Annotated in this window: 23 protein-coding genes and 1 tRNA gene; 12 read left to right on the top strand and 12 right to left on the bottom strand. The window is 72.3% G+C overall.

Annotation, left to right across the window (positions count from 1 at the left end):
• The first annotated feature begins 78 nt into the window (after positions 1 to 78).
• On the top strand, positions 79 to 330 hold the full coding sequence (locus AC3RJ7_RS18050) for a type B 50S ribosomal protein L31 (RefSeq protein ID WP_491457231.1): 252 nt from the start codon (positions 79 to 81) through the stop codon (positions 328 to 330).
• A gap of 67 nt (positions 331 to 397) precedes the next feature.
• Positions 398 to 661, top strand: coding sequence for a hypothetical protein (locus AC3RJ7_RS18045; protein WP_491457230.1), 264 nt, complete (start codon positions 398 to 400; stop codon positions 659 to 661).
• A 121-nt stretch (positions 662 to 782) separates the two neighbouring features.
• Here AC3RJ7_RS18045 and AC3RJ7_RS18040 read toward each other — a convergent pair whose 3' ends face one another.
• Positions 783 to 1,484 carry an exonuclease domain-containing protein gene (locus AC3RJ7_RS18040; protein ID WP_491457229.1) on the bottom strand — a complete coding sequence of 234 codons (702 nt, stop codon included), beginning with the start codon at positions 1,482 to 1,484 and terminating at the stop codon, positions 783 to 785.
• 102 nt (positions 1,485 to 1,586) lie between these two features.
• Here AC3RJ7_RS18040 and AC3RJ7_RS18035 point away from each other — a divergent pair, with 102 nt between their 5' ends.
• Positions 1,587 to 2,480, top strand: coding sequence for an alpha/beta fold hydrolase (locus AC3RJ7_RS18035; protein WP_491457228.1), 894 nt, complete (start codon positions 1,587 to 1,589; stop codon positions 2,478 to 2,480).
• Complete coding sequence (locus AC3RJ7_RS18030; RefSeq protein ID WP_491457227.1) at positions 2,477 to 3,589, top strand: glycosyltransferase family 4 protein; 1,113 nt, start codon at positions 2,477 to 2,479, stop codon at positions 3,587 to 3,589. Before AC3RJ7_RS18035 ends, AC3RJ7_RS18030 begins: the two co-directional genes overlap by 4 nt.
• 42 nt (positions 3,590 to 3,631) lie before the next feature.
• On the opposite strand, the gene AC3RJ7_RS18025 is transcribed toward AC3RJ7_RS18030, so the two are convergent.
• On the bottom strand, positions 3,632 to 4,237 hold the full coding sequence (locus tag AC3RJ7_RS18025; RefSeq protein WP_491457226.1) for a histidine phosphatase family protein: 606 nt from the start codon (positions 4,235 to 4,237) through the stop codon (positions 3,632 to 3,634).
• Between the two features lie 31 nt (positions 4,238 to 4,268).
• On the bottom strand, positions 4,269 to 5,051 hold the full coding sequence (locus AC3RJ7_RS18020) for a Sir2 family NAD-dependent protein deacetylase (RefSeq protein ID WP_491457331.1): 783 nt from the start codon (positions 5,049 to 5,051) through the stop codon (positions 4,269 to 4,271).
• 143 nt (positions 5,052 to 5,194) lie between these two features.
• Between AC3RJ7_RS18020 and AC3RJ7_RS18015 the strand changes: the two genes are divergently transcribed.
• Both AC3RJ7_RS18015 and AC3RJ7_RS18010 read left to right on the top strand, forming a co-directional pair.
• A complete protein-coding gene (locus tag AC3RJ7_RS18015; RefSeq protein ID WP_491457225.1) occupies positions 5,195 to 6,013 on the top strand; it encodes a TrmH family RNA methyltransferase in 819 nt (272 codons plus the stop codon).
• On the top strand, positions 6,010 to 7,287 hold the full coding sequence (locus AC3RJ7_RS18010) for a D-alanyl-D-alanine carboxypeptidase family protein (RefSeq protein WP_491457224.1): 1,278 nt from the start codon (positions 6,010 to 6,012) through the stop codon (positions 7,285 to 7,287). The genes AC3RJ7_RS18015 and AC3RJ7_RS18010 overlap by 4 nt, the downstream gene beginning before the upstream one ends.
• Here AC3RJ7_RS18010 and AC3RJ7_RS18005 read toward each other — a convergent pair.
• On the bottom strand, positions 7,269 to 8,054 hold the full coding sequence (locus tag AC3RJ7_RS18005) for an SGNH/GDSL hydrolase family protein (RefSeq protein ID WP_491457223.1): 786 nt from the start codon (positions 8,052 to 8,054) through the stop codon (positions 7,269 to 7,271). The two genes, AC3RJ7_RS18010 and AC3RJ7_RS18005, sit on opposite strands and share 19 nt — an antisense overlap.
• A gap of 47 nt (positions 8,055 to 8,101) precedes the next feature.
• On the opposite strand from AC3RJ7_RS18005, the gene AC3RJ7_RS18000 reads away from it, so the two are divergent.
• A complete protein-coding gene (locus tag AC3RJ7_RS18000; RefSeq protein ID WP_491457222.1) occupies positions 8,102 to 9,955 on the top strand; it encodes a DEAD/DEAH box helicase in 1,854 nt (617 codons plus the stop codon).
• 51 nt (positions 9,956 to 10,006) lie between these two features.
• Here AC3RJ7_RS18000 and AC3RJ7_RS17995 read toward each other — a convergent pair whose 3' ends face one another.
• Positions 10,007 to 11,227, bottom strand: coding sequence for a trans-sulfuration enzyme family protein (locus AC3RJ7_RS17995; RefSeq protein WP_491457221.1), 1,221 nt, complete (start codon positions 11,225 to 11,227; stop codon positions 10,007 to 10,009).
• Between the two features lie 111 nt (positions 11,228 to 11,338).
• On the opposite strand from AC3RJ7_RS17995, the gene AC3RJ7_RS17990 reads away from it, so the two are divergent.
• The 3 genes from AC3RJ7_RS17990 (at position 11,339) to AC3RJ7_RS17980 (ending at position 13,922) form a co-directional block, all read left to right on the top strand.
• Complete coding sequence (locus AC3RJ7_RS17990) at positions 11,339 to 11,815, top strand: Lrp/AsnC family transcriptional regulator (protein WP_231431019.1); 477 nt, start codon at positions 11,339 to 11,341, stop codon at positions 11,813 to 11,815.
• 222 nt (positions 11,816 to 12,037) lie between these two features.
• Entirely contained in the window at positions 12,038 to 13,132 is a 1,095-nt protein-coding gene (locus tag AC3RJ7_RS17985; protein WP_491457220.1) for a VIT1/CCC1 transporter family protein, read from the top strand.
• Positions 13,133 to 13,169: 37 nt separating this feature from the next.
• On the top strand, positions 13,170 to 13,922 hold the full coding sequence (locus AC3RJ7_RS17980) for an SDR family oxidoreductase (RefSeq protein ID WP_491457219.1): 753 nt from the start codon (positions 13,170 to 13,172) through the stop codon (positions 13,920 to 13,922).
• A gap of 31 nt (positions 13,923 to 13,953) precedes the next feature.
• Here the strand turns inward: AC3RJ7_RS17980 and AC3RJ7_RS17975 are convergent, their stop codons facing one another.
• From AC3RJ7_RS17975 to AC3RJ7_RS17945, 7 genes are all read right to left on the bottom strand, one after another.
• Positions 13,954 to 14,826, bottom strand: a complete 873-nt coding sequence (locus AC3RJ7_RS17975) for a DUF3097 domain-containing protein (protein ID WP_491457218.1) — start codon at positions 14,824 to 14,826, stop codon at positions 13,954 to 13,956.
• A 9-nt stretch (positions 14,827 to 14,835) separates the two neighbouring features.
• Positions 14,836 to 16,071 (bottom strand): MFS transporter, encoded by a 1,236-nt coding sequence (locus tag AC3RJ7_RS17970; protein ID WP_491457330.1) that lies wholly within the window; start codon positions 16,069 to 16,071, stop codon positions 14,836 to 14,838.
• A 64-nt stretch (positions 16,072 to 16,135) separates the two neighbouring features.
• On the bottom strand, positions 16,136 to 19,600 hold the full coding sequence (locus AC3RJ7_RS17965; protein WP_491457217.1) for an error-prone DNA polymerase: 3,465 nt from the start codon (positions 19,598 to 19,600) through the stop codon (positions 16,136 to 16,138).
• Positions 19,601 to 19,613: 13 nt separating this feature from the next.
• Positions 19,614 to 21,158 (bottom strand): DNA polymerase Y family protein, encoded by a 1,545-nt coding sequence (locus AC3RJ7_RS17960; protein ID WP_491457216.1) that lies wholly within the window; start codon positions 21,156 to 21,158, stop codon positions 19,614 to 19,616.
• Entirely contained in the window at positions 21,155 to 21,910 is a 756-nt protein-coding gene (gene imuA' / locus AC3RJ7_RS17955; protein ID WP_491457215.1) for a DnaE2-dependent mutagenesis accessory factor ImuA', read from the bottom strand. The genes AC3RJ7_RS17960 and imuA' overlap by 4 nt, the downstream gene beginning before the upstream one ends.
• An 84-nt stretch (positions 21,911 to 21,994) precedes the next feature.
• Positions 21,995 to 22,489, bottom strand: coding sequence for a hypothetical protein (locus AC3RJ7_RS17950; RefSeq protein WP_491457214.1), 495 nt, complete (start codon positions 22,487 to 22,489; stop codon positions 21,995 to 21,997).
• Between the two features lie 104 nt (positions 22,490 to 22,593).
• Positions 22,594 to 22,678: transfer RNA gene (locus AC3RJ7_RS17945), tRNA-Leu, on the bottom strand.
• Positions 22,679 to 22,913: 235 nt separating this feature from the next.
• Between AC3RJ7_RS17945 and AC3RJ7_RS17940 the strand changes: the two genes are divergently transcribed.
• Positions 22,914 to 24,233, top strand: a complete 1,320-nt coding sequence (locus AC3RJ7_RS17940; protein WP_491457213.1) for a M20/M25/M40 family metallo-hydrolase — start codon at positions 22,914 to 22,916, stop codon at positions 24,231 to 24,233.
• Positions 24,234 to 24,321: 88 nt separating this feature from the next.
• The gene (locus AC3RJ7_RS17935; RefSeq protein WP_491457212.1) at positions 24,322 to 25,152 is read left to right on the top strand and encodes an undecaprenyl-diphosphate phosphatase; all 831 of its coding nucleotides are present in this window, start codon (positions 24,322 to 24,324) and stop codon (positions 25,150 to 25,152) included.
• Positions 25,153 to 25,241 lie beyond the last annotated feature (89 nt).

Here is a 25,241-nt window from a genome sequence, read left to right as displayed (position 1 = left end):
GCGAAGGTGCCGCGTTCGCGCGGCGGGAGCTCGAAAACCATCCGATCGCTCTATCAACCGAAATCCAAGGAAGTCTCCATGAAGACCGACATCCACCCCGAGTACAACGCCATCGTCTTCCGCGACCTGGCTTCGGGCGCCACGTTCCTCACGCGCTCGACCGCGACGAGCGACAAGACGATCGAGCTCGACGGTGTCACCTACCCGGTCATCGACGTCGAGATCTCGAGCGAGTCGCACCCGTTCTACACGGGCAAGCAGCGCATCATGGACTCGGCCGGCCGCGTCGAGAAGTTCAACCAGCGCTTCAAGAACTTCGGCAAGAACTAACTGTTCTCTCCGACCGAAAGCCCTGCCCATCGGCAGGGCTTTCGGCGTACCAGCAGGAGGATCACCTGTGGACGATGCACCTATCATCGGGATCGTCATATGGACGCTCATGGCGGCGGGATTCACCCTGCTGGGGATCTACGGACTTCGCCATCCCGACCGTCTCGCTGACTTCTTCAAGCGGCCCGGCAGGGCAGTGTTCGGCAAGGCCGTCGCTGAACGCGTCTACAACAAGGAGAATCAGCGCTGGGCTCACGTCCTAATCGTGATCATCGGGCCGATCTGTGTGATCGTCGGCACCTCGAACATCCTGTCGCGGGTATTCGCCTAAGCGCCCGCTCCTCCGGCTGAGGCACGTTTACACGCCGAGCAACTTCGGCAAGTAATCCAGCCGAACGAAGGGGCGGGCGACTTCGGTCGCCCGCCCCTTCGTCGTGCCCGGCCGGCGAGCGTCAGCGCACCGGCCACGCGCCCGACGTCGTGAAGTCGGGCTCGCCGTTGCTGCGTCGCCACGCCTGGTAGCTCTCGGCCTGATCGCGGCACCAGTCGATCTGACGGGTGTGGAGATCGCCGACGGCCAGGGCGGCGAGCTCGGGGTACGCCCGTGCGATCGCCTGGGCTACCCGACCGGCGGCGACGGCATCGGCACCGGCGTCGTGCGCGTCCTCCAGGACGACGCCGTAGTGCTCCGCGGTCACGGAGAGGGTGCGCTTGCCCCGGCGGTACCGGTCGACCGCCTTGTCGATGACGAGCGGGTCGATGACGGGGCCCGGACCCGGCAGCGGCGCGTGTCCGTACCGCTCCGCCTCCCGGTGGAGGACCGTCAGGTCGTACGCGGCGTTGTACGCGACGATCGGCAGCCCCCTCGCCGCCGCACGCGCCAGCTCGTCGATGATCTCGGCGACCGCGGTCGCGGCGTTCTGGCCCTCGAGACGCGCCCGCTCGGTCGTGATGCCGTGGATGAGCGACGCGGCCGTCGGAATCTCGACGCCGGGATCGACGAGCCACTCGCGTCGTTCGAGCACCTCGCCCGACGGGCCGAGCACGCCCACGTGCGCCGTGACGATGCGGCACACGTCGACGTCGATGCCGGTCGTCTCGAGGTCGAAGACGGCGAGGTGGTCGGCCCAACCGGCCCGGTTCACTGCATCCATGTGCGACAGGCTATGCAGCCCCACCGTCATGACCCGCGTAGAGGTGCGCGTGTCCACCGGTTCCGCAGGATCCGCGCAGTCGGCATCCGTAGAATGGCGGGGATGATCGCCTCGCCCTACGCCTCAGCGCTCGACCGCATCCCCGTCCGGGAGCACCGCACCGAGGTCGAGGGCACCACGACGGCCTGGTGGGAGTACGGCGAGGCCGACGCTCCCGTGCTCGTGCTCGTGCACGGGTTCCGCGGCGACCACCACGGACTCGAGCCGATCGTCGCGCAGCTGCCCGGCTATCGGATCGTCTCGCCCGATCTCCCGGGCTTCGGCGCGTCGGAGGTGTTCGGCGACCGCGCCCACGACATCGACGGCTACGCGCGCTGGCTCGGCGCCTTCATCGAGGCGATCGGCATCGAGGGCGACTACGACCTGCTCGGCCACTCGTTCGGCTCGATCGTGGTGAGCGCGGCCGTCGCCGGCGGCCTCGCACCGCGTCGGCTCGTGCTCGTCAACCCGATCGGCGCACCCGCGCTCGAGGGGCCCCGAGGGGTGATGACCCGGCTCGCCGTGCTCTACTACCGAGCGTCGGCCGCGCTGCCCGAGAAGGCCGGATTCGCGCTGCTGCGCAACGGGGCGATCGTGCGGGTGATGAGCGTGACGATGGCGAAGACCCGTGACCGCGACCTCCGCCGCTGGATCCACGACCAGCACGATCGCTACTTCTCCGACTTCGGCGACCGCGACCAGCTGCTCGAGGCGTTCCGCGCCTCGGTGAGCCACGACGTCAGCGAATACGCCGCGGAGATCCCGGTGCCGACGCTGCTCGTCGCCGCCGAACGCGATGACGTGACCCCGCTCGAGGCCCAGCACCGCCTGGTCGCCCGGTTCCCCGACGCGACCCTCGAGGTGATCCCCGAGGTCGGGCACCTCATCCACTACGAGACCCCCGGTGACGCCGCCGCACGGATCACCCGCTTCCTCGGGGCGGGGGAGCGCGCGTGAAGATCGTCGTCGACTGCCGCTACACCCGCATCGGCCACCACGACGGCATCAGCCGGTTCACCGCGGGCATCGTCGGCGAACTCGCGAAGCTGCATCCCGTGACCATGCTCGTGAGCGACCACCGCCAGCTCGAGATGCTGCCGCCCCTGCCGTGGCAGCTCGTGAGCTCGCCGACGAGCGCGCGCGAGCCGTTCGTCGCGCGCCAGGTGCGCCGCCTGCGCCCCGATGTCGTGTTCTCGCCGATGCAGACGATGGGATCGTGGGGGCGCGACTACGGGTTGCTGCTGACGCTGCACGACCTCATCTACTACGAGAACCGCACCCCGCCGCGCGACCTGTCGGCGCCGATCCGCCTGCTCTGGCGCCTGTACCACCTGGCGTGGTGGCCGCAGCGGCTGCTGCTCAACCGGGCGGACGCGGTCGTGACGGTCTCGGAGACGACCGCCGGGCTCATCCGCGACCATCGGCTCACCCGCCGCCCGGTGACCGTCGTGCCGAACGCGGCCGACGATCTCGCGGTGCCCGACCTGCCCCGCACGAGGCCCGAGGGTCACCGGCTCGTGTACATGGGCTCGTACATGCCGTACAAGAGCGTCGACACGCTCGTACGAGCCGTCGCCGAACTTCCCGACCACGAGCTGCACCTCCTGAGCCGGATTGGCCGTGACGAGCGCGAGCGGCTCACGAGGCTCGCACCGCAGGCGCGGCTCGTCTTCCACGACGGAGTCACTGATTCCGAGTACGGCGAGCTGCTGTCGGACGCCACGGCGCTCGTGCACGCCTCGAAGGCCGAGGGCTTCGGGATCCCACTCGTCGAGGCGATGCGACTCGGCACGCCGATCGTCGTGAACGACATCCCGATCTTCCGCGAGATCGGCGGCGATGCCGCCCTGTTCTTCGACGCCGACCGCCCCGACACGCTCGTCGACGCGCTGCGCGCCCTCGAGGAGGACGACGAATGGGAGCGTCGGTCCGCGGCGTCGGTGGAGGCGGCGGCGCGATTCACCTGGGCGCACTCCGCGGCGGTGCTCTACGACCTGCTGAAGCGAGTGGTCGCCGACCGCGACGGTTCACGACGTCGTACGGCCCGACCCGGCCGGCGTCGCTGACCGGGCGATCCGAACCTCCGTCGGGCGACGACCGGGGCGGGCTCAGCCCTCGGTGCCCGTGAGCCGTTCGGGCTCGGCGAGCTCGAGCCCGCCCTCGCCGGCGATCACGAGGTGCACCGACCCGTTCGTCACGGCGTAGCCGGCGCCGGGCAGCGCCCAGTCGCTGAGATGCAGGATGAGCGAGTGGATGACGCCGCCGTGCGAGACGACGACGACCCGACCGCCCCGGTGCGCCGCCGCGATCTGGGTGAGCGCGGCGCTCGCCCGTTCGATCACGGCGGAGCGCGGCTCGAGCCCCTCGATGGTCGCGGCCTGCGCCTCCACGGCGGCCCGGCCCTCGTGGTCGAGCCCTTCGAGCACGCCGTAGCTGCGCTCCGACAGCGCCTCGTAGTGCCCCCGCATGGGAGCGCCGACTTCAGCGGCGATGAGCTCGGCGGTCTCCGAGGCACGCGAGAGCGGGCTGGAGTAGACGGCGTCCCAGCCGGACTCGGCGAGCGCGGCCCCGGTCTCCGACGCCTGGCGTCGACCGGTGTCGTTGAGCGGGATGTCGGTGCGGCCCTGGATCCGCCGCTGCACGTTCCAATCGGTCTGCCCGTGTCGGACGAGCGCGATGATCACCGGATCGGTGCTGGTCGAGGCATCCGTCATGACGGAGACTCTGCCACGCGTGCGCGTCCGTTCACGAATCGAGGGCGGTCGCGAACGCGGCGAGCGTCTCGCTCGTGCCGGCGTCGATCTTGACGGCGGCCCGGGCATCGCCCTTGGTCGCACCGCGGTTGACGATGACGACGGGCAGCCGGCTGCGACGAGCCTGCTCGAGGAGCCGCATGCCGGAGTTCACGACGAGCGACGATCCGGCGACGAGCAGCACGTCGGAGGCCGCGACGAGCGAAGCGCCCGCGCGGAAGGTCGGTACGGGCACGAACTCGCCGAAGAAGACGACGTCGGGCTTCAGCACACCGCCGCAGACGGTGCACGCGGGGATCCGCATCGCCTCGACGTCGTCGATCTCGACATCGCCGTCGGGGTTGAGGCGAACCGCCCGATCGGCATCCAGCCACGGGTTGTGCTCGGCGAGCTCACGGGCGATCGCCTGGCGAGCGAAGTGCTGGCCGCATTCGAGGCAGACGACGCGGTCCATGCCGCCGTGCAGCTCGACGACGTGGCGGCTGCCTGCGCGCCGGTGCAGTCCGTCGACGTTCTGCGTCACGACGCCGGTCACGATCCCGGATGCCTCGAGGCGGGCCAGTGCGCGATGGCCGGCGTTCGGCGCCGCCGACGCGAAGTCGCGCCAGCCGAGGTGGCTGCCGGCCCAGTACCGCTTGCGGGCCGCTTCGGAGGAGAGGAAGGTCTGCACCGTCATCGGGGTGCGCACCGGTGCGCCCTCGCCGCGGTAGTCGGGGATGCCGGAGTCGGTGCTGACGCCGGCGCCGGTCAGCACCGCGACGCGCGCACCCCGCATCAGATCGAGCGCCTCGTCGATCCCGGCGGCCTGCGCGCGGCCGATCACCTGTTCCACGTCGTCTCCCTTCGACACCACTGAGAGTAAACGCCGTCGTTTTCCGGATTGTTTCACGGGCTGGCACTCTTGAGTGGAGGAGATCCATGCACATCGAACGAGTCCGCGACGCGGCCACCGATGCCGTCGCCGACTACGCGAGGCTCACCGACGTCGCGCTGCGCAGCGCCCGCGAGCCCGAAGAGGGACTCTACATCGCCGAGTCGGCGAAGGTCATCCGCCGTGCGATCGCCGCCGGACACCGGCCGCGATCGGTGCTCATGGAGGAGAAGTGGCTCGAAGGGCTCGAGCCCGTGCTCGCCCCGTTCGACATCCCGGTGCACCTCGCCGATCCCGAGCAGCTCGAGGAGATCACCGGCTACCGCGTGCACCGCGGCGCGCTCGCGGCGTTCGAGCGACCCGAACTGCCCGGCGTGCCCGAGCTGCTCGCGGGCGCCCGCCGCGTCGTCGTCCTCGAGGACATCGTCGACCACACGAACGTCGGCGCGATCTTCCGCTCGGTCGCGGCCCTCGGCGCCGACGCCGTGCTCGTGAGCCCCCGCTGCGCCGACCCGCTCTACCGGCGCAGCGTACGGGTCAGCATGGGCACCGTCTTCCAGGTGCCGTGGACACGGCTGCCCGAGTGGGACACCGCCGCCGACCTGCTGCACGACGCGGGCTTCGAGATCGCCGCCCTCGCGCTCGCCGAGGACGCCGTGCCGTTGCGCCGGCTGGCCGCCGAGGCATCCGACCGGCTCGCGCTCGTCTTCGGGGCCGAGGGCGACGGGCTCAGCCGTCACGCGCTCGCGGCCGCGGATCGCATCGTGACCATCCCCATGCACCACGGCGTCGACTCGCTCAATGTCGCCGCCGCCGCGGCCGTCGTGCTCTACGCCGTCGCCGTCGACCCCGAGGAGGCCCGTTGACGACCCCCACCCATCCCGCCGAGCGCAAGCGCGTCTACCGGCGCCGCCGCATCGTCGTCTTCAGTGCGCTCGCCGTCGTGCTCGCGCTGTTCGTCGGGGGCGGTGTCTACACGGCGAACGCCCTCGGTGCCGCCGTGCCCGCCGCGACGCCCGACGTCGAGCAGCCCGACCCCGTCGTGGCCGCGCCCCAGGGGCTCGACCTGCCCGGGTTCGGCGGCTACGCCGTCGGCGCCGTCGGGTTCGACGGCCTCCTCGCCGCCGGGGAGCCCGACCGGCCGATGGCGACCGCGAGCATCACCAAGGTCATCACGGCGCTCACGATCCTGCAGGACCATCCGATCGCCGAGGGCGAGGGCGGACCCGAGATCGACTACACCGAGGCCGACGTCGACATCTACTGGGACATGATCGCCCAGAACGGTTCGGTCGCCCCGGTCGAGGCGGGCTCGACGCTCACGCTGAAGGAGAGCCTCGAGGCGATGCTGCTGCCCTCGGGCAACAACTACGCGATCTCGCTCTCGAACTGGGCGTACGGGTCGGAGTCGGGCCTCGTGACCGCGGCGACGAAGTGGCTCGCCGACCACGGCCTCGCGAACACCCGCATCTCCGACTCGAGCGGGCTCTCGATGGACAACGTCTCGACGCCGTCCGACCTCGTGGAGCTCGGCCGGCTCGCCCTCGCCGAGCCCGCGCTCGCCTCGATCGTCGCCACGAAGTCGGTCGACATCCCCGAGCTCGGAGAACTCGACAACTCGAACAAGCTGCTCGGCACGCACGGCGTCGACGGCATCAAGACCGGCACGACGGATGACGCGGCGAACCTGCTGTTCTCCGCCGACTACGCGGTCGGCGACACGACGGTGACCGTCGTCGGCGTGCTGCTCGGCGCCGAGAACCACGCGGTGCTGCGCGAGGCGGTCGCCGAGCTGCTCGACAGCATCGCGCCCGGCTTCCACGCGCTCGCCCCGCTCGAGGCGGGCCAGGAGCTCGCGACCTACGAGACGCGGTGGGGCGACACGGCGAGCGCCCGGGCCGCCGACGGGGCTTCGGTCGTGGTCTGGAGCGACACGCCGGTCGAGGTCGTGGTGAATGCCGAGCCCGTGACCGTCGCGCCCGAGGGCGCCGAGGTCGGCACGGTCGTCGTGCGTGCGGGCGAGCAGGAGATCAGCGTGCCGCTCGTCCTCGACGCCGAGATCGACGATCCCGGCACGTGGTGGCGGCTCGCCAACCCCGACGGACTCGCCTCGAGCAGCGCTCAGTCCGGCAGCGAGTAGGGACCGGCCTCGGGGCGCTTCGCCGTGATGAAGTCGCCCGACGACTGGTGGCGGATGCGCCGGACCACCCACGGCACCAGGTACTCGCGCGCCCACGCCAGGTCTTCGACGCGGGCCTGGCGCCACGTCGTGAGCGGAAGCGGCTCGGGCTTCAGCGGCTCCAGGTCGTTCTCGACGTTGAGGGCGGCGAGCACCATGCGGGCGACCGTGTGGTGGCCGAGCGAGTTGAGGTGCAGCCGGTCGGGCGACCACATCCGCTGGTCCTGGATCTCGGTGAGGGCCCACTGGTCGGCGACGATGCAGTCGTACTTCGCGGCGATCGAACGGAGGTTCTCGTTGTAGATCGCGACCTTCCCGCGGATGCCGCGGAAGACGGGGGAGAAGCCCACGTCGACGCCCGTGAAGATGACGATCGTCGCGTGGTCGCGCGAGAGCCGGTCGATCGCGTACTCGAAGCGAGCCGAGATCTCGTCGGGATCGGTGCCGGGCCGGATCACGTCGTTGCCGCCCGCCGAGATCGTGATGAGGTCGGGGCGAAGGGCCATGGCCGGCTCGAGCTGCCCGTCGATGATCTGCTGGATGAGCTTGCCGCGAACCGCGAGGTTCGCGTAGGCGAAGTCCTCGGTGCCCTGCGTGAGCACCTCGGCGACACGGTCGGCCCAGCCGCGGTGACCGCCGGGCACGGTGGGCTCGGGGTCGCCGATTCCCTCGGTGAACGAGTCGCCGATCGCGACGTAACGGGACCACGGATGCTGCTGGGTGACCATCCCTCCATTCTGCACACGTCGGGGTCCGGCACGGTGCCGGTTCGAGGATGTCGCAGGGCTCCACTACCCTCGAACCAGTGAGTACCGCGACGCCTTCAGGAGCCCAACCCGGCACCTCGGCCGCCGAGCACCTCTCACCGTCCTTCCCCGAGCGCGCCGCATGGGGTACCGCGTCGAAGCTGCGGGCCTGGCAGGCCGAGGCGCTCGAGCAGTACCTCGCAGAGCTCCCGCGCGACTTCCTCGCGGCTGCGACCCCGGGCGCCGGGAAGACGACCTTCGCCCTGCGCCTGGCCGCCGAACTGCGTTCGCGCCGCATCGTCGACCGGTTCACCGTCGTCGCCCCGACCGATCACCTGAAGCGCCAGTGGGCCGACGCCGCCGCGAGGGTCGGCATCCGGCTCGACCCGGGCTTCCGCAACGCCCACGGCCGGTCGGCACGGCACTACCACGGGGTCGCCGTCACCTACGCGCAGGTCGCGATGCGCCCGGCGCTGCACCGCGAGCTCACCCTGTCCGGCCGCACGCTCGTCATCCTCGACGAGGTGCACCACGGCGGCGACACGCTCTCCTGGGGTGACGCGATCCGCGAGGCGTTCGAGCCCGCGACGAAGCGCCTCTCGCTCACGGGAACGCCGTTCCGAAGCGACACCGCGCCGATCCCGTTCGTGCAGTACGCGCCCGATGCGAAGGGCGTGCGCCTCTCGCAGACCGACTACGCCTACGGCTACGGCCGAGCGCTCGCCGACGGCGTCGTGCGCCCCGTCATGTTCATGGTGTACGCCGGCCACATGCGCTGGCGCACCAAGGCGGGTGACGAGATGGAGGCGAAGCTCGGCGAGGACAACACGAAGGACATCACCTCGTCGGCCTGGCGAACCGCGCTGGAGCCGACCGGGGAGTGGATCCCCGCCGTCCTGCAGGCCGCCGATCGACGCCTGACCGAGGTTCGGCACTCGATCCCCGATGCCGGCGGGCTCGTGCTCGCGACCGACCAGACGGTGGCGCGCGCCTACGCCGAGATCCTCGAGAAGATCTGCGGCGAGCCCGTGACGGTCGTCCTCTCCGACGACAAGGCGGCGTCGAACCGCATCGAGGAGTTCTCCGGCAACGACCGCCGGTGGATGGTCGCGGTGCGCATGGTGTCCGAGGGCGTCGACGTGCCCCGCCTCGCCGTCGGCGTGTACGCGACGAGCTCGTCGACGCCGCTGTTCTTCGCGCAGGCGATCGGCCGATTCGTGCGCGCACGCCGTCGCGGCGAGACCGCGTCGGTCTTCCTGCCGAACGTTCCGGTGCTCATGGCGCTCGCCGCCGAACTCGAGCGGGCCCGCGACCACGCGCTCGACCGCCGAGACGGCGACGGCGGCGACGACCCCGGTCTCGACGACGGCCTGCTCGAGTCCGCGAACCGGGAGGACAAGGCCTCGGACGAACTCGCCGAGGAGTTCACGTGGCAGGCCATCGCCTCCGACGCGAGCTTCGACCGCGTGGTCTTCGACGGCACCGAATTCGGCACGCTCGCCGAGCCCGGCAGCGACGAGGAGTTCGACTTCATCGGCATCCCGGGCCTGCTCGAGCCCGAGCAGGTGTCCGAGCTGCTGCGGCACCGCCAGGCCCGGCAGGCACGCCGCCAGAGCGATCGGCGCAGGCACGCGGCATCCACCGAGGGTGCCGCGGGCGAGGGTGATGCCGTTGAGCCCGTCGCCCTCTACCGCACCCTGAAGGAGCAGCGTTCGCTCCTCAACAGCCTCGTCGGCCTCTACGCGCGCCAGAACGGGCAGGCGCATTCGATGGTCCACGCCGAGCTGCGCCGGGCGTGCGGCGGGCCCGAGGTCGCGCAGGCGACCGTGACCCAGCTGCAGGCTCGCATCGAGCTGCTCCGGCGCCGCCTCGGCGGCCGCTGAACCGGCGGGCGACGTGCTCGATGCCCGTCGCCCGCGATGCGTGGGGCCGCGTCAGCCGACCGGGACCCGGTCGCCGGCCTCGATGCCCGCGATGACGGCCGCAGCGTCGAGCGCGGCCATCAGGTCGGCCGTGAGGTCGTCGACGTGCTCGAGCCCGATCGAGATGCGTACGACCGCGTCGCCCGGCTTCGCCGCCCCCGCCACCGGGCGGTGGGTGAGCGATGCCGGATGCTGCACGAGCGAGTCGACGCCGCCGAGCGACACGGCGTGGGTGACGAGCTCGCACGCCTCGGTGAACGCGACCGCCGCATCGAAGCCGCCCGCCAGCTCGAGCGCGATGATCGAACCGCCCCCGTCGAGCTGCCTGCCGATGAGGCCGTGCGGATCCTGTCCCGGCAGTCCGGGGTAGTGCACCTTCCCGACGGCCGGGTGCTCTGCGAGCCGCGTCGCGAGCTCGGCGGCGCTCGCCTGCTGCGCCCGCACCCGAAGGGGGAGCGTGCGGAGTCCGCGGTGCAGCAGGTACGCCGCCATCGGGTGCAGCAGTCCGCCCGTGAGCGCGCGCACACGGCGGAGCCGCGCGACCCACTCCCGGTCGGCGGCGACGACGCCGCCCATCACGTCGCCGTGGCCGCCGAGGTACTTCGTCGCGCTGTGCAGCACGAGGCGTGCACCGTGCTCGGTCGGACGCTGCAGCACCGGTGTGGCGAAGGTGTTGTCGACGAGGAGCGGCACGTCGCCCGCCGCCGCGGCGAGTCGCCCGAGGTCGACGAGCTCGAGCGTCGGGTTCGCCGGGGTCTCCACGATCACGAGGCCCGTGTCGGGGCGGATGGCGGACGCGACCTCGTCGACGGTCGCCCACGTCACCTCCGTGCCGAGCAGGCCGCTCTCGAGCACGTGGTCGGTGCCGCCGTACAGGGGCCGGACGGCGACCACGTGCGGCCGGCCGGCCGACGCCGTGGCGATGAGCACCGCGGCGAGCGCGGCCATGCCGCTGCCGAACGCGACCGCGCCGTCGGTGCCCTCGAGGTCGGCGAGTGCCTCCTCGAAACGCGCGACGCCGGGCTGCCACAGGCGCTGGTACACCGCGGAGCGGCCCTCGCCGAGGTCCTGGCCGGTGGCGAGCTCCTCGTACGAGAGGCCGCCGGTCTCGACGGACCCGAGCGGGTTCGTGGTCGAGAAGTCGATGACGGGCACGTGGGATCCGCTCTCCCGGACCCCGCTCATTCCGCCGTGGACGGCGCGGGTCTCGAGGTGCGACGACGATGTCTGCATGGCTCGCACTGAAGCAGATCCTGTCGTGAAGTACAACTCGGGATGCACGATCACTGCGATATGCTGGAAATCTCGAAGTATCTGCATCAATGGCCCGAGAGGAGCGCACGCATGGCGCAGAAGCCCGAACTCGATCGCGTCGACCGAGCACTGCTGCAGGCGCTCTCCACGAACGCGCGCGCCTCGGGGGCCGCCCTCGCCGCAGAGGTCGGCGTCGCCGAATCGACGGTCTCGCTGCGCCTGCGCCGCCTGCAGTCGCTCGGCACGGTGCGAGGGTACCGCGTCGACGTCGACCTCGCGTCGCTCGGCGTCTCGCTGCAGGCGCTCATCGCCGTTCGCCTCGTCAAGCACGATCGCGGCGAGATCGACGCGTTCCGCGCCCAGGTGCCCCACCTGCCGGGCGTGCTCGGCGTGTTCCACATGGCCGGCGCCGAGGACTACCTCCTGCACGTCGCCGCCCGCGACGCCGAAGAACTGCGCGAGTTCGTCCTCGCCCACCTCACGGGCCACCCTGCGGTGGCGCACACCGAGACGAACCTCATCTTCGAGCACGTCGACGGCGACGGCTGGAACAAGCTCGTCGGCTGACGGCACCCGCCTCGACGTCGCAGCGACGAAGACGGATGCCTCGGGCTCGAGCCCGAGGCATCGGCACCTGCGGTTCGGCCGTCCGAAAAGCTGCCAATCCCGCAGAACGGGGCCGATCCGGTCGTGCTGACCGATAGCGTGGTCGTCGGCCGTGACGCGGCCGCGCGATGTCGCGGGCGCATGGCGGCATCGGCCTGCGCCCGCCCATGACGAGGAGGCACGATGACCGACGTGGCGCCGAAGGGCACCCCGGCCGACCGTGACCGCTGGCGACGGTATCTCGCCGCGGAGCGCGCGGAGGCCGCCGTCTACCGCGAACTCGCGGCACGACGCGACGGCGAGGAACGCGAGATCCTGCTCGCCCTCGCCGCGGCCGAGGGGCGGCACGAGGCGCACTGGCTCGAGCTCCTCGGCGGCGACGACGCGGGCGTCCCTCGTGCCGACGTGCGTACGCGCATGCTCGCGTCGCTCGCGCGCCGCTTCGGCTCGATCTTCGTGCTCGCGCTCGCGCAGCGCGCGGAGTCCCGCTCGCCGTACGCCTCCGACCCCGACGCGACCGCGGCGATGGCCGCCGACGAGCGCATCCACGGCGAGGTCGTGCGCGGGCTCGCAGCCCGAGGCCGGCGGCGACTCGCCGGGACCTTCCGCGCCGCCGTGTTCGGGGCGAACGACGGACTCGTGTCGAACCTCGCCCTCGTGCTCGGCATCGGCGCGACCGGCGTTCCGGCGAGCGTCGTGCTCTTCACCGGCATCGCGGGCCTGCTCGCGGGCGCCCTGTCGATGGGTGCGGGCGAGTACGTGTCGGTGCGGTCGCAGCGCGAGCTGCTCGAGGCCTCGGCCCCCGACCCGACGGCGCGCGAAGCGCTGCCGCACCTCGACGTCGACGCGAACGAGCTCGCTCTCGTGTACCGCGCCCGCGGCATGGATCCCGACGAGGCCGTCGAGCACGCCGCCCTCGTCGTCGCCCGGGTGCAGGCCGCAGAGCTCGCGCAATCGCCGACCGACGCCCTCGCGGTCGAGCCCGACGACGACGAGGCGATCGGCACCGGCATGTCGGCCGCCATCTCGAGCTTCTGCTTCTTCGCATCGGGCGCCCTCATTCCCGTGCTGCCGTACCTGTTCGGCATGAGCGGCATCGCCGCCGTCGTCACCGCGACCGTGCTCGTGGGCATCGCATTGCTCGCGACCGGCGCCACCGTCGGGCTCCTGTCGGGTGCGTCGCCGCTCAAGCGCGCCATGCGCCAGCTCGCGATCGGCCTCGGCGCGGCGGCCGTCACCTACCTGCTGGGCCTCGCGTTCGGCACGACCATCGGCTGATCGGCGAGACGCCGGCGCCGCTCCGAGGAGGAACGACATGACCCGACCCGTTGCGCTCATCACCGGAGCAGGACGCCGCAACACGATCGCGTGGGCGATCGCGACCCGGCTCGCCGCCGACGGCTGGGACATCGCGTTCAGCCACCTCGGCGACTACGACCGCCGGATGGGACTCGGTGGCGACCCCGACCGCGATCCGGCCTCGCTCGAGGCCGAACTCCGCGCGATCGGCGCAGCAGCGATCGGCCTCGATGCCGACCTGGCCGATGCAGAGGTGCCCGCACGGCTCGTCGCCGAGGCATCCGCCGCACTGGGCCCCGTGCGCGCCCTCGTGCTCTCGCACGCTCAGAGCGTCGACTCGGGTGTGCTCGACACCTCGCTCGAGAGCTTCGACCGGCACTTCGCCGTGAACACCCGGGCCTCGTGGCTGCTCGTCCGGGCGTTCGCAGGGCAGGTGCCCGCGGGCGGCGGCAGCATCGTCGCCCTCACGAGCGACCACGTCGTCGGCAACATGCCGTACGGCGCGTCGAAGGGCGCACTCGACCGGATCGTGATGGCGTCCGCGCGCGAGCTCGCACCGCTCGGCATCACGGCCAACCTCGTCAATCCCGGCCCGGTCGACACGGGGTGGATGGACGCGGCGACCCGCGCCGCGCTCACCGCGCAGCAGCCGACCGGCCGGCTCGGCACGCCCGACGACACGGCCAGGCTCGTGCGGTTCCTCGTCTCCGACGAAGCGCGCTGGGTGACCGGCCAGCTCATCCACAGCGACGGCGGCTTCTCGAGTTGAGCCGCGGCGCGGGCGCGGCGTGCGTCGCCGCTCAGGCCTGGGCGGTGACGAAGTCGATAAGCTCCTCGACGCGGCCGAGCAGCGCGGGCTCGAGGTCGCCGTAGCCGCGAACCCGGCCGAGGATGTGCTGCCAGGCCCGCGCGATGTCGGCCTGGTCGGCGTGCGGCCATCCGAACGCTTCGCAGACGCCGTGCTTCCACTCGGTGCCGCGAGGGATGACGGGCCACGCCGACTTGCCGAGGCGCGCCGGCTTCACCGACTGCCAGACGTCGATGAAGGGATGCCCCACCACGAGCACGTGCGCGCGGTGGGGGCCGCGCGCCACCGCGTCGGCGATGCGCTGCTCCTTCGAGCCGGGCACGAGGTGATCGACGAGCACGCCGGCCTTGCGCCCGGGGCCCGGCCGGAAGTCCGCGAGCACGTCGTCGAGCACGTCGACGCCCTCGAGGTACTCGACGACGACGCCCTCGACGCGCAGGTCCGCGCCCCACACCTTCTCGACGAGTTCGGCGTCGTGCCGGCCCTCGACGAAGATGCGGCTCGGCAGGGCGACCTTCGCGGGCCGGCCCTGTTCGACGGCGAACGAGCCCGACGCGGTGCGCTGCCGGCCCACGGGCGCCTTCGGCTTGGGCTTCACGAGCTGCACGGCGCGCCCGTCGACGAGGAAGCCGTGGCCGAGCGGGAACAGCCTGCGCTTGCCGAACCGATCCTCGAGCACGACGTTGCCCTGTTCGACGCCGACGACGGCGCCGCAGTACCCCGACTCGGCGAGTTCGACGACGAGGTCGCGCTCGGCCTCGACCGTCGGGATCACCGTTCGCCCACGGGCCCTCCAGTCACCGGCGAGCACGTCGCTGCCGTAGCGGTCGAAGGGGTCGGCGTCGAAGGGGGGAGTCGCGGGCACCGATCGAGGCTATCGGAGGGGGCGCGCGGGGCGGCGCCGACACGGCGATCGGCGTGCGGGGCGCTCTTCGCGACGCGCGATGCCGGCGGTCCACCCGGCGCCCGCGAGGGCGATCGCGGCCGCGACCGCGAACGCCCAGGGGATGCCGAGTGGCGTCGCGACGAGCCCGAGCGCGATCGGCCCGATGCCGAAGCCGAGGTCGATCGCCGCGCTCGCGGTACCCGAGGCGATGCCGCGCTCCGAGGGTGCGGCGGTCGCGAAGATCGCGGAGAAGAACGCCGGCGTGCTGAACGTGATGCCGAGCGCCATCACGGCGATACCGGCGAGGAACCCCCACCAGGAGGGGAGGAGCGCGGCGGTCGCGAGACCCGCGCCGATGGCGACGAGCGAGGCCACGGCGAGGCGCAACGGCGGCACGCGGTCGGGCACGCGGGCGAACGCGATGCGGCAGACCACGACGATTCCGCCGTAGGTCGCGAGGGCGATGCTCGGCAGCATCCCGACGCGATCGGCGTGCAGTGAGGCGAACGCCATGAACCCGCCGACCGCGGCGAGGGACGTCAGGAATCCGATCGAGGCCGGGATCGCGGGCCGGTGCACGATCCGCAGCGGGGCGGCGAGGTCGGGCGGCCCTTCGCGGGTCTCGCCGACCAGGAGGGCGAGACTCCCGGCCGCCACGGAGAGCAGGGCCGCCCCGACCCAGGCTCCGGCGTAGCCCGTCCAGGCGAGCAGCAGCTGTCCGAGCAGCGGGCCGAGGGCGATGCCGAGGTAGAGCCCGAGGGAGTTGTACGAGAGGGCTTCGCCCATGCGCGTCGCGGGCGCGAGGTCGGCGAGCGCCGCGAAGGTGGAGACGAAGAAGGCGGCTTCGGCGACCCCTGCCAGAAGGCGCAGCACGATGACGACGGCGAGATCCTGGGTCACGGCGAGCAGCGCGAAGCAGAGCGCGGCGAGCGCAGCGCCGCCGACGAGCAGGGGCCGGCGGCCGTACCGGTCGGCGATGCGGCCGGCGAACGGTCGCAGCACGAGCGCCGAGACCGCGAAGGCGCCCACGGCGAGCCCGGCGGCCGCCTCGTGGTCGCCGAGGGGCCCGGTCACGTAGAGGGGCAGCGCGAAGATGGCGAGGCCCGCGGCCGTGAAGTACGCGAGATCCGCCGCGCCCAGGGCGATGAACGCGCGAGTGAAGAGCGGTTCGGGCATCGTCTCGGCCATCGCCGACCCCCGATCGCGTCCCTCGGAGCGGTGGATTCGGGCTGGCTCCAGCGTACGCCCGAAGCGGCGGGCGCACGCGGGCGGCCGGGCGTCTCGGCCCTCACCGGAAGTCGCGCGACCGCGTGCTCGCCTGCACCGTGAGCAATTCTAAGCGGTCGACCACGAGGTTCGTCACCCCCTCCTTCGAGCGTTCGAGGATGCCGCGGACGATCATCGCCGGCGCCTCGCGGGCGATGCGCCGGTACCGGTTCCAGACGCCGACCCCGGCGATCACGTTGAGCGTGCCCGATTCGTCTTCGAGGTTGAGGAACGTGATGCCCGATGCGGTCGCCGGCCGCTGCCGGTGCGTCACGACCCCGCCGACCTCGACCCGCCGCCCCGACTCGACCTCGCGCAGGCGGTCGATGCGGATCGCCCCGCGCTCATCGAGCCGATCGCGGATGTGCCGGATCGGATGGTCGTCGGGCGAGATGCCGGTCGCCCACAGGTCGTACACGACCTGTTCGGCGGGCGAGAGCACGGGCAGCAGCGGGGGCTGCACGACGACGACCGAGCCGGGCAGGAACTCGGCGCGGTCCTGCGAGGCCTCGCCCGCGAGCCAGAGCGCCTCGCGGCGGGCGAGCCCGAATCCCTCGAACGCGCCCGCCGCGGCGAGCGCCTCGAGCTGCTCGGTGTCGAGCGCCGCCCGCCGGGAGAGGTCGCTCATGTCGCGGTAGGGACCGCGGGCCTCACGCTCGGCGACGATGCGCTTCGCGGCGTCGACGCCGATCGACGAGACGTCGGCGAGGCCGAGCCGCACCGCGAATGCGCCGTCGCGACGGTGCTCGGCCGAACGATCGGGCGCCTCGAGGTCGAAGTCGCCGATGTCGGGCTGGTCGGGGCGGGCGCAGGCCGCCATGCCGGTCGGCGGGCGGCGCCGACGATCCCGGTCGGTCGCCGGCCCCGAGGCATCCGCACCCGAGGCGCCGGTTGCGCCCGCCTCGTCGAGCGCCTCGAGCCCGGCGTGCACGCCCGAACGCAGCACGTCGGGACGCAGCACCCGCACCCCGTGCCGGCGGGCGTCGGCGGTGAGGGTCTGCGGCGAGTAGAAGCCCATCGGCTGCGCGCGCAGGAGCGCCGCGAGGAACGCCGCCGGGTAGTGCAGCTTGAGCCACGAGCTCGCGTAGACGAGCAGGGCGAACGAGAGCGCGTGGCTCTCGGCGAAGCCGAAGTTCGCGAACGCCTCGATCTTCTCGTAGATCGCCTGCGCGTCGTCGTCGCTGAGCCCGTTGTCGGCCATGCCCTCGAAGAGCTTCGCCCTGAGCTTCGAGATCTTCTCGACCCCGCGCTTGGAGCCCATCGCCCGCCGCAGCAGGTCGGCGTCGGCCGCGGTGCAGCCGCCGACCGCGACGGCCATCTGCATGAGCTGCTCCTGGAAGAGCGGCACCCCGAGGGTGCGCTCGAGCACGGGTTCGAGGTTCGGGTGCAGGTAGGTCACCGCCTCCTCGCCCGTGCGGCGCCGGATGTACGGATGCACCGCCCCGCCCTGCACCGGCCCGGGCCGGATGAGCGCGATCTCGACGACGAGGTCGTAGTAGCGGCGCGGCTTCAACCGGGGGAGCGTGCCGATCTGGGCCCGGCTCTCGACCTGGAACACGCCGATCGAGTCGGCCCGGCAGAGCATGTCGTAGACCGCCGGCTCCTCCTTCGGGATGGACTGGAGCTCCCACGTCTCACCGGTGTGCTCGCGCACGAGGTCGAACGTGTACTGCAGGGCGGCGAGCATGCCGAGCCCGAGCAGGTCGAACTTCACGAGGCCCATCCAGGCGCAGTCGTCCTTGTCCCATTGCAGCACGGTGCGGTGCTCCATGCGGGCGTGCTCGATGGGACACACCTCGCCGACCGGTCGATCGGTGAGCACCATGCCGCCCGAGTGGATGCCGAGGTGCCGCGGGAACCCGAGCACCCGCTCGGCGAGCTCGACGACCGGCGCGGGGATGTCGTGGTCGTCGGTCTCGACGACCGCGCCCCAGCGTTCGACCTGCCGCGACCACGCGTCCTGCTGCCCGGTCGAGTAGCCGAGGGCCTTCGCCATGTCGCGCACCGCGACCTTCGGCCGGTAGCTGATGACGTTCGCGACCTGCGCGGCGTTCTGCCGGCCGTACTTCTCGTAGACGTACTGGATGATCTCCTCGCGGCGGTCGGAGTCGAAGTCGACGTCGATGTCGGGCTCCTCGTCGCGCAGCGCCGAGAGGAACCGCTCGAACGGCAGGTCGAACTTGATCGAGTCGACCGCGGTGATGCGCAGCGCGTAGCAGACGGCCGAGTTCGCGGCCGAGCCCCGGCCCTGGCAGAGGATGCCTCGCCGGCGCGCCTCCCGGACGAGGTCGTGGACGATCAGGAAGTAACCGGGGAAGTCCTTCTGCTCGATGATCGCGAGCTCGTGCTCGAGCCGGGCGTGCACCGCGTCGGACGCCCCGGGGTAGAGATCGGCGGCACCCTGTCGCACGAGCTCGCGCAGCCAGCTCATCGGGGTGTGCCCGTCGGGCACCTCTTGTCGGGGGAGCCGCGGCTTGGCGCTGCGGAGCGTGAAGCCGAGCTCTTCGGCCAGCTCGACCGAGTGCGCGACCGCGCCCGGGTACCTCGCGAACCGCGCCTGCATCTCGGCCCCGCTGCGCAGGTGCAGGCCGTCGGAGGCGGGCAGCCAGCCGTCGAGCTCGTCGAGGCTGCGGCGGGCGCGCACGGCGGCGAGCGCGTTCGCGAGCCGGTGCTCGGGCGGGGTGGCGTAGTGCACGGCGTTCGTCGCGACGACCCGCAGCCGGGCGCGTTCGGCGAGCCCCGCGAGCGCGTCGTTCGCCCGCTGGTCGGCGGGGTGCCCGTGGTCGAACAGCTCGACGACGACCTGGTCGCGGCCGAAGAGCGCGACGAGCCGGTCGAGCTCGCGCTGCGCGGCCTCCGCCCCGCCGGTGGCGAGCGCCCGCCGGACCGCGCCCTTGCGGCAGCCCGTGAGCACCGTCCAGTCGCCGCCCGATCGTGCACCGAGGTCGTCGAGGTCGTAGACCGGGCGTCCCTTCTCGCCGCCCGCGAGCTGGCCCGCCGTGATCGCCGCGGCGAGCCGGTGATAGCCCGCCTCCTGCCGGGCGAGCACGAGCAGGTGCTCGCCCTCGGGGTCGGCCGCACCCATCTGGGGTGCACTCAGCCCGAGCGAGAGCTCGGCGCCGAAGACGGTCGTGAGGTCGGCGAAGCTCTCGGCCGCCTCGGCGAAGCGAACGATGCCGTAGAAGCCGTCGTGATCGGTCACCGCGAGCCCCGAGAGGCCGAGCCGGTGCGCCTCCTCCACGAGCTGCTCGGGCGCCGAGGCGCCGTCGAGGAAGCTGTAGTTGGTGTGGGCGTGGAGTTCGGCGTACGGCACGACCGGGCCCTCCGGCGCGGTGAGCCCGTCGCTCGGCCGGTAGGGCTGCCGCTTGCGGCTGAACGCCGGGCCGTCGCCGCCGTCGGCGATGAGCTTCGACGGGCTCGGCCTGCGGCGGTCGGAGAGCTTGCGCTCGAGCTCCGACCACGGGATCTCGGGATTGTTCCAGCCCATCAGCGCCCGCCCATCAGTCGTACCTCGCCTCGGCCCACCAGCCCTCGGCGTCGCGCACGAGCAGCCACGCGCACCCGTCGTGATCGACGAGCTGGAACCGGTGCACGCGCCGCGCCCGCTCGTCGTCCCACCATCGTTCGACGACCGGCCAGGGCCCGGCCCAGGCGCGCACCTCCGCCGGCGCGGCCCCGCCCACCGCGAACGTCTCGGGCGGTGACGAGATCGCCCCGCGCTCGTCGACCGCGACCGCCGTGCCGGCCGAATCGAGGAGGGCCACCGGATGACGCTCACGGAACACGCTCGCCGGCGCGAGCGCCGGCAGGCTGCCCGGCCACGGCGCCTCGCGCCGCTCGGGCGCGCGGTCGCCCCACGGCACGAGCACCTGCCGGTCGGCGAGCATGCGACCGCCCCCGACCGCCGCCGTGACGACGCCCTCGTGCCCGAGCATGCTCTGCACCCGGGTGAGGGCGTGGTGCACCCGTTCGTCGGGCCCCTGACCCCAGAGCCCCGCTTCATGGTTCGCGGTCGAGTCGACCCGTTCGGGGATCACCCGCAGCGCCGTGATCGGCGAGGCGAGCCCGCTGTCGGCGGTGCCGGCCCCCTGGAGCTGCCAGCGAACCCGATCGACGACGTCGGCGGGGGTGAACCAGCGCGGATGCAGCCAGCTGCGACTGGATCGGCCGCCCCGCTCGTCGTCGAGCTCGACCCGGATCGCCGTGCACACGAGCCGCACCGCCCGCATGCGATCGATGAACTCCTCGGCCCGTACCCGGAACGCGAAGGCGAGCTGGTCGATGCGGTCGAGCGGCGGCTCGAACTCGGCGAGCACCTCGAACTCGGGCGGCGGGGTGCGGGCGGCCACCCCGGCGGCCTCCCGCCCCGCGGCACGATCGTGGGCGAACGCGCCGGCAGCCCCGAACCGTCGGCGCACGTCGTCGACCGGCAGCGCGGCGAACTCGCCGAGCGTGCGCACGCCGAGACGGTCGAGCAGCACCCGGGTGCGCTCGTCGACCACGAGCCCGACGGGCAACGGCGTGAGGAAGGCGGCCGAGCCGCCCGGCTCGACGATGCCGACGTGCGGCGAGGAGCGCACCGCACGCGCCGCCTGTTCGGCGGCGAACGGCCCGTCGGCGACGCCCACCCGCGCCTCGGGGCCGAGCTGACGGACGGTGTCGAGCAGCGCCCGGGCCGCGGCCTCCTCGCCGCCGTAGTAGCGGGCGGGCCCGCGTGCCCGCATCGCGAGCGTGCCGGGTCGCACGATCTGCACCCCCGGCACCGTGTCTTCGACCCGCCGCACGACGGGTTCGAAGGCGCGCACGTCGAGGGCCGGATCGTACGGCAGCACGGTGAGCGCGGGGGAGCGGTACTGCGCCTCGCGCAGTCTCAGCCCGCGCTTCACCCCGTCGCGGCGCGCCGCGGCCGAGCAGGAGTGCACCGCGCCGCCCTCGGTGAGGGCGATGGGTGCGGCGAGGTCGAGCCCTGCCTCGCGGGCTGCGGCGAACACCGGCCAGTCGGGGCACCAGAGCACGATCGCGCGCGTGGGGGAGACGACGGTCATGCCGGTCTCCGGAACTCGCCGCGGTAGACGGGCGCGAGCCCGGTGTCCACGATGGGCGATGCAGGAGCCGCCCCGGGGGCGGACGCCTCGACCACCGCCTCGAACCCGAGCGCCCGGTCGGGCAGTCGCAGCTTCGATCGACGCCGCTTCGCGAAGCCTCCGCGGCCCGCGGCGCTCACGACGACCTCGCGCTCGTCGAGCAGGCCGTGGCCGAGTTCGAGGCCGTGCCATTCGCTCGCCTCGACGTCGAGGCTCGCGTCGCTGCCGGGCCAGGCGCCCGCCGCGATGAGCACGGCACCGCGCTCGCGCAGGCGAGCCGCCAACCGGGATGCCTCGGCGGGAGCCACGCGTTCGGCCGGTCGCACCGCGACGACGGGGATGACGTCGGCGAGCGCCGCGACGACGGGCAGCCACTGCCGCCCCGGCTCGGGCACGAGCACGAGCCGTTCGAGCTCGATGCCGAACCGTGCAGCCGCCTCGACGCCGAACTCGGGCATGCCGACGACGGCGACCCAGCGCCCGCTCACCGAGGGCCCGGCCAGCAGCGCCATCACGAGGGTCGTCGACCCGCGCGCCTCGACGACGGTGCCCTCCCGCAGGCTTCCGCCCGGCAGCAGTCCGGCGAAGGCCGGATGGGTCGGCACCGCCCTGGTCTCGAGCCGGGTCGACTGCATGCCCTGGATGCGCGCCTGCAGCTCGTCGACCCGCTCGAGGCGGGCCGTCGACGAGGAGCGGGGAGCGGCCGGGGTCACACCTCCAGTTTCGAACACATGTTCGAAACTGGCAAGTCGCTCCGGCCGAACGTCCGGCGGTCTGCTCCGGGACGCGTGGGGCGACTACTCCTTGACGGTGAAGCCGAAGCCGCCCTCGCCCCAGTAGCCGGCGAGTTCGCCTTCGCGCGGCAACTCGACGCCGGAGCAGCCGGAGATGCCGCGGCCGATCCGCTGCATCCAGTAGCAGACGGCGTATTCGCCGGGCGGGGCTGTGATCCGGAAGTCGCCGTCATCCTCGATCGGAGACGCCGTGCCACCAAGGTCTGCGACATCCGCCTCGCTCAGCTTCGCCGTCAGGTATCTCCACTGTTGCGGGTCCGCGATCGGCTCCGATCCTGTCAGTTCCCAGAAGGGTCCGTCCATCACGGCGATCGGGAGGACGGCCAGCCCACCACCCCCGATGGCGTATTCGCTCCCGGCCCCCACGTCGTCGAGGCCCTTCATCCGCCCGACCAGTCCGCCGGTGCCGGCCGGGGTCGGACCGCAGGCCGTGAGCAGCCCGAGTGCGAGCGCCAGTGCGACGCATGAGACGGCTGCGCGGACTGCGGCGGGATTCATAGAAAGATCACGCTACCGGCGCCGGGCCGGAACCGAACCGCCCCGAACGGGGTGGAGAAAACGCGAAAGGGCCGGATCTCTCGATCCGGCCCTTTCGACCCACGTGCGCGAGGGGGGACTTGAACCCCCACGCCCTATACGGGCACTAGCACCTCAAGCTAGCGCGTCTGCCAATTCCGCCACCCGCGCGTGGTTTCCGCTGATCTCTCAGCGGCCGTAGAAGACATTAGCACGGTTTGCGGAGCCCATTTGACCAAACGGCGTCGGAAGGGCCGCCGTGCACTGGAAACCCCGGGTCGGAGGGCGGAAAAGTCGTCGCGAACCACGGTCGCCGAGCCCAGGACCCCGCCCCCGCGGAACGCCGCCCCGCCGTCCCGCGACTCGTACCGGCCCCGACCCGACGGCACCGACTAGCGTTGAGCGCATGGCCGAGGCATCCGCGACCCCAGACCCAGTGCTCGACGAGACCGCGGTGATCGCCCGCGACCTCATCCGCTTCGACACCTCCAACTACGGGAGCGGGCGCGCGAACGGCGAGCGCGAGGCCGCCGAGTACGTCGAGGCCCGCCTCGCGGGTCTCGGGCTCGAGCCCAGGATGTTCGAACCCGAGCCGCGCCGCACGAGCGTCGTCGCCCGCGTACCCGGGCGCAATCCCGACAAGCCCGCGCTCGTCGTGCACGGCCACCTCGACGTCGTCCCCGCCGACGCGCGCAACTGGAGCGTCGACCCCTTCGCCGGAGAGATCCGCGACGGCATGCTGTGGGGTCGCGGCGCCGTCGACATGAAGGACATGGACGCGATGATGCTCGCCGCCCTCGGCGACATCCTCGGGAGCGGCGGGCAGCCCGAGCGCGACCTCGTCATCGCCTTCTTCGCCGACGAGGAGGCCGGCGGAGGAGCGGGCTCCGGTTGGCTCGTCGACCACCACCCCGAGCTCTTCGCAGGCGCGACCGAGGCGATCAGCGAGGTCGGCGGCTACTCGATCACGGTCGGCGGCCGCCGCGCGTACCTGCTGCAGACGGGCGAGAAGTCGCTGCTCTGGATCAAGCTGGTCGCCCGCGGCGTCGCCGCGCACGGCTCGCGACTCATCCGCGACAACGCCATCACGAAGCTCGCCGAGGCCGTGGCGACGCTCGGGCGCACGGAGTGGCCGATGCGGCTCACCGACACGACTCGAGAGCTGCTGGCCGAGATCGCCGCGGTGCTCGGCGTCGACCCCGAGCAGGTCTCGCCCGACGAGCTCGCCCTCGCGACCGGTTCGGCATCGGGATTCATCACCGCGACCCTGCGGACGACCACGAACCCGACGCTGCTCGAGGCCGGCTACAAGCACAACGTCATCCCGGACCGGGCCGAGGCGCTCATCGACATCCGGACCCTCCCGGGCGAGGAGGAGGCGGTGCTCGCCGAGGTGCAGGCGCTCGTCGGCGACGAGATCGAGATCGAGGTCGTCCACCGCGACGTCGGCCTCGAGAGCGCCACGTCGGGACGCCTCGTGGATGCCGTCAAGCGATCGCTCGAGGCGCACGACCCCGGCGCGCCCGTCTTCCCGTACCTGCTCTCCGGCGGCACCGACAACAAGGCGCTCAGTCGCCTCGGCATCGCGGGCTACGGGTTCGCGCCGCTGCGCCTGCCCGAAGGCTTGGACTTCCCTGCGATGTTCCACGGCGTTGACGAGCGGGTGCCGCTCGACGCACTAGTCTTCGGTAGGCAGGTCCTGCGCGACCTGCTCCTCGAGTACTGACCGGCGAGTCGCCGGCGCGACGGCCCACGACCGGCCCGCGCCCCTCAGACCAGCTCAGACCTCCGACTTCCGCGGAGGCGGAAGGCGGATGCACCACGTGATCGAAGCGCTCATCCTCGGACTCGTCCAGGGCCTCACCGAGTTCCTCCCGATCTCCTCGAGCGCCCACCTGCGCATCCTGGGGGAGTTCCTGCCCGGCGCCCAGGACCCCGGAGCCGCCTTCACGGCGATCACCCAGCTCGGGACCGAGACCGCGGTCGTCGTGTTCTTCTGGCGCGACATCGTGCGGATCGTGTCGCACTGGTTCGGCTCGTTCACGGGCCGCGTGCCGCGCAACGATCCCGACGCCCGAATGGGCTGGCTCATCATCATCGGCTCGATCCCGATCGTCGTGTTCGGCCTGCTCTTCCAGGACGAGATCGAGACGGTCCTGCGCTCGCTCTGGATCACCGCGACGATGCTCGTCGTGTTCGGCATCATCCTCGGCCTCGCCGACTGGGCGGGGGCCAAGCGCCGCAAGCTCGACCAGTTGACGTACCCGCACGGCATCCTCTTCGGCCTCGCCCAGTCGCTCGCCCTCGTCCCGGGCGTCTCGCGTTCGGGCGGCACGATCTCGATGGGTCTGCTCCTCGGCTACGAACGAGCGGCCGCGGCGCGGTACGCCTTCCTGCTCGCGATCCCGGCCGTCTTCGGCAGCGGCCTCTTCCAGCTCGTGAAGAGCCTCGACGAGCCGTCGGTCTACGACCCGATCGAGACGGCCGCGGCGACCGCGGTCGCGTTCGGCGTCGCGATCGTCGTGATCGCGTTCTTCATGAAGTGGATCTCGAAGCACAGCTTCCTGCCGTTCGTGATCTACCGCATCGTGCTGGGCGGACTCATCTTCGTCCTGCTGGCGAACGGCACGCTCCAGCCGGTCTAGATCGACGGCGTGGATGCCTCGCCCGAGGCATCCGGTGGAGTCACGGCGCGCTCGGACCGCGCCCCTCGGCCCGCCCCTCGGGGCCGTCG

Source organism: Agromyces solani (assembly GCF_058349925.1).
This window is presented reverse-complemented; position numbering and strand designations above follow the sequence as displayed.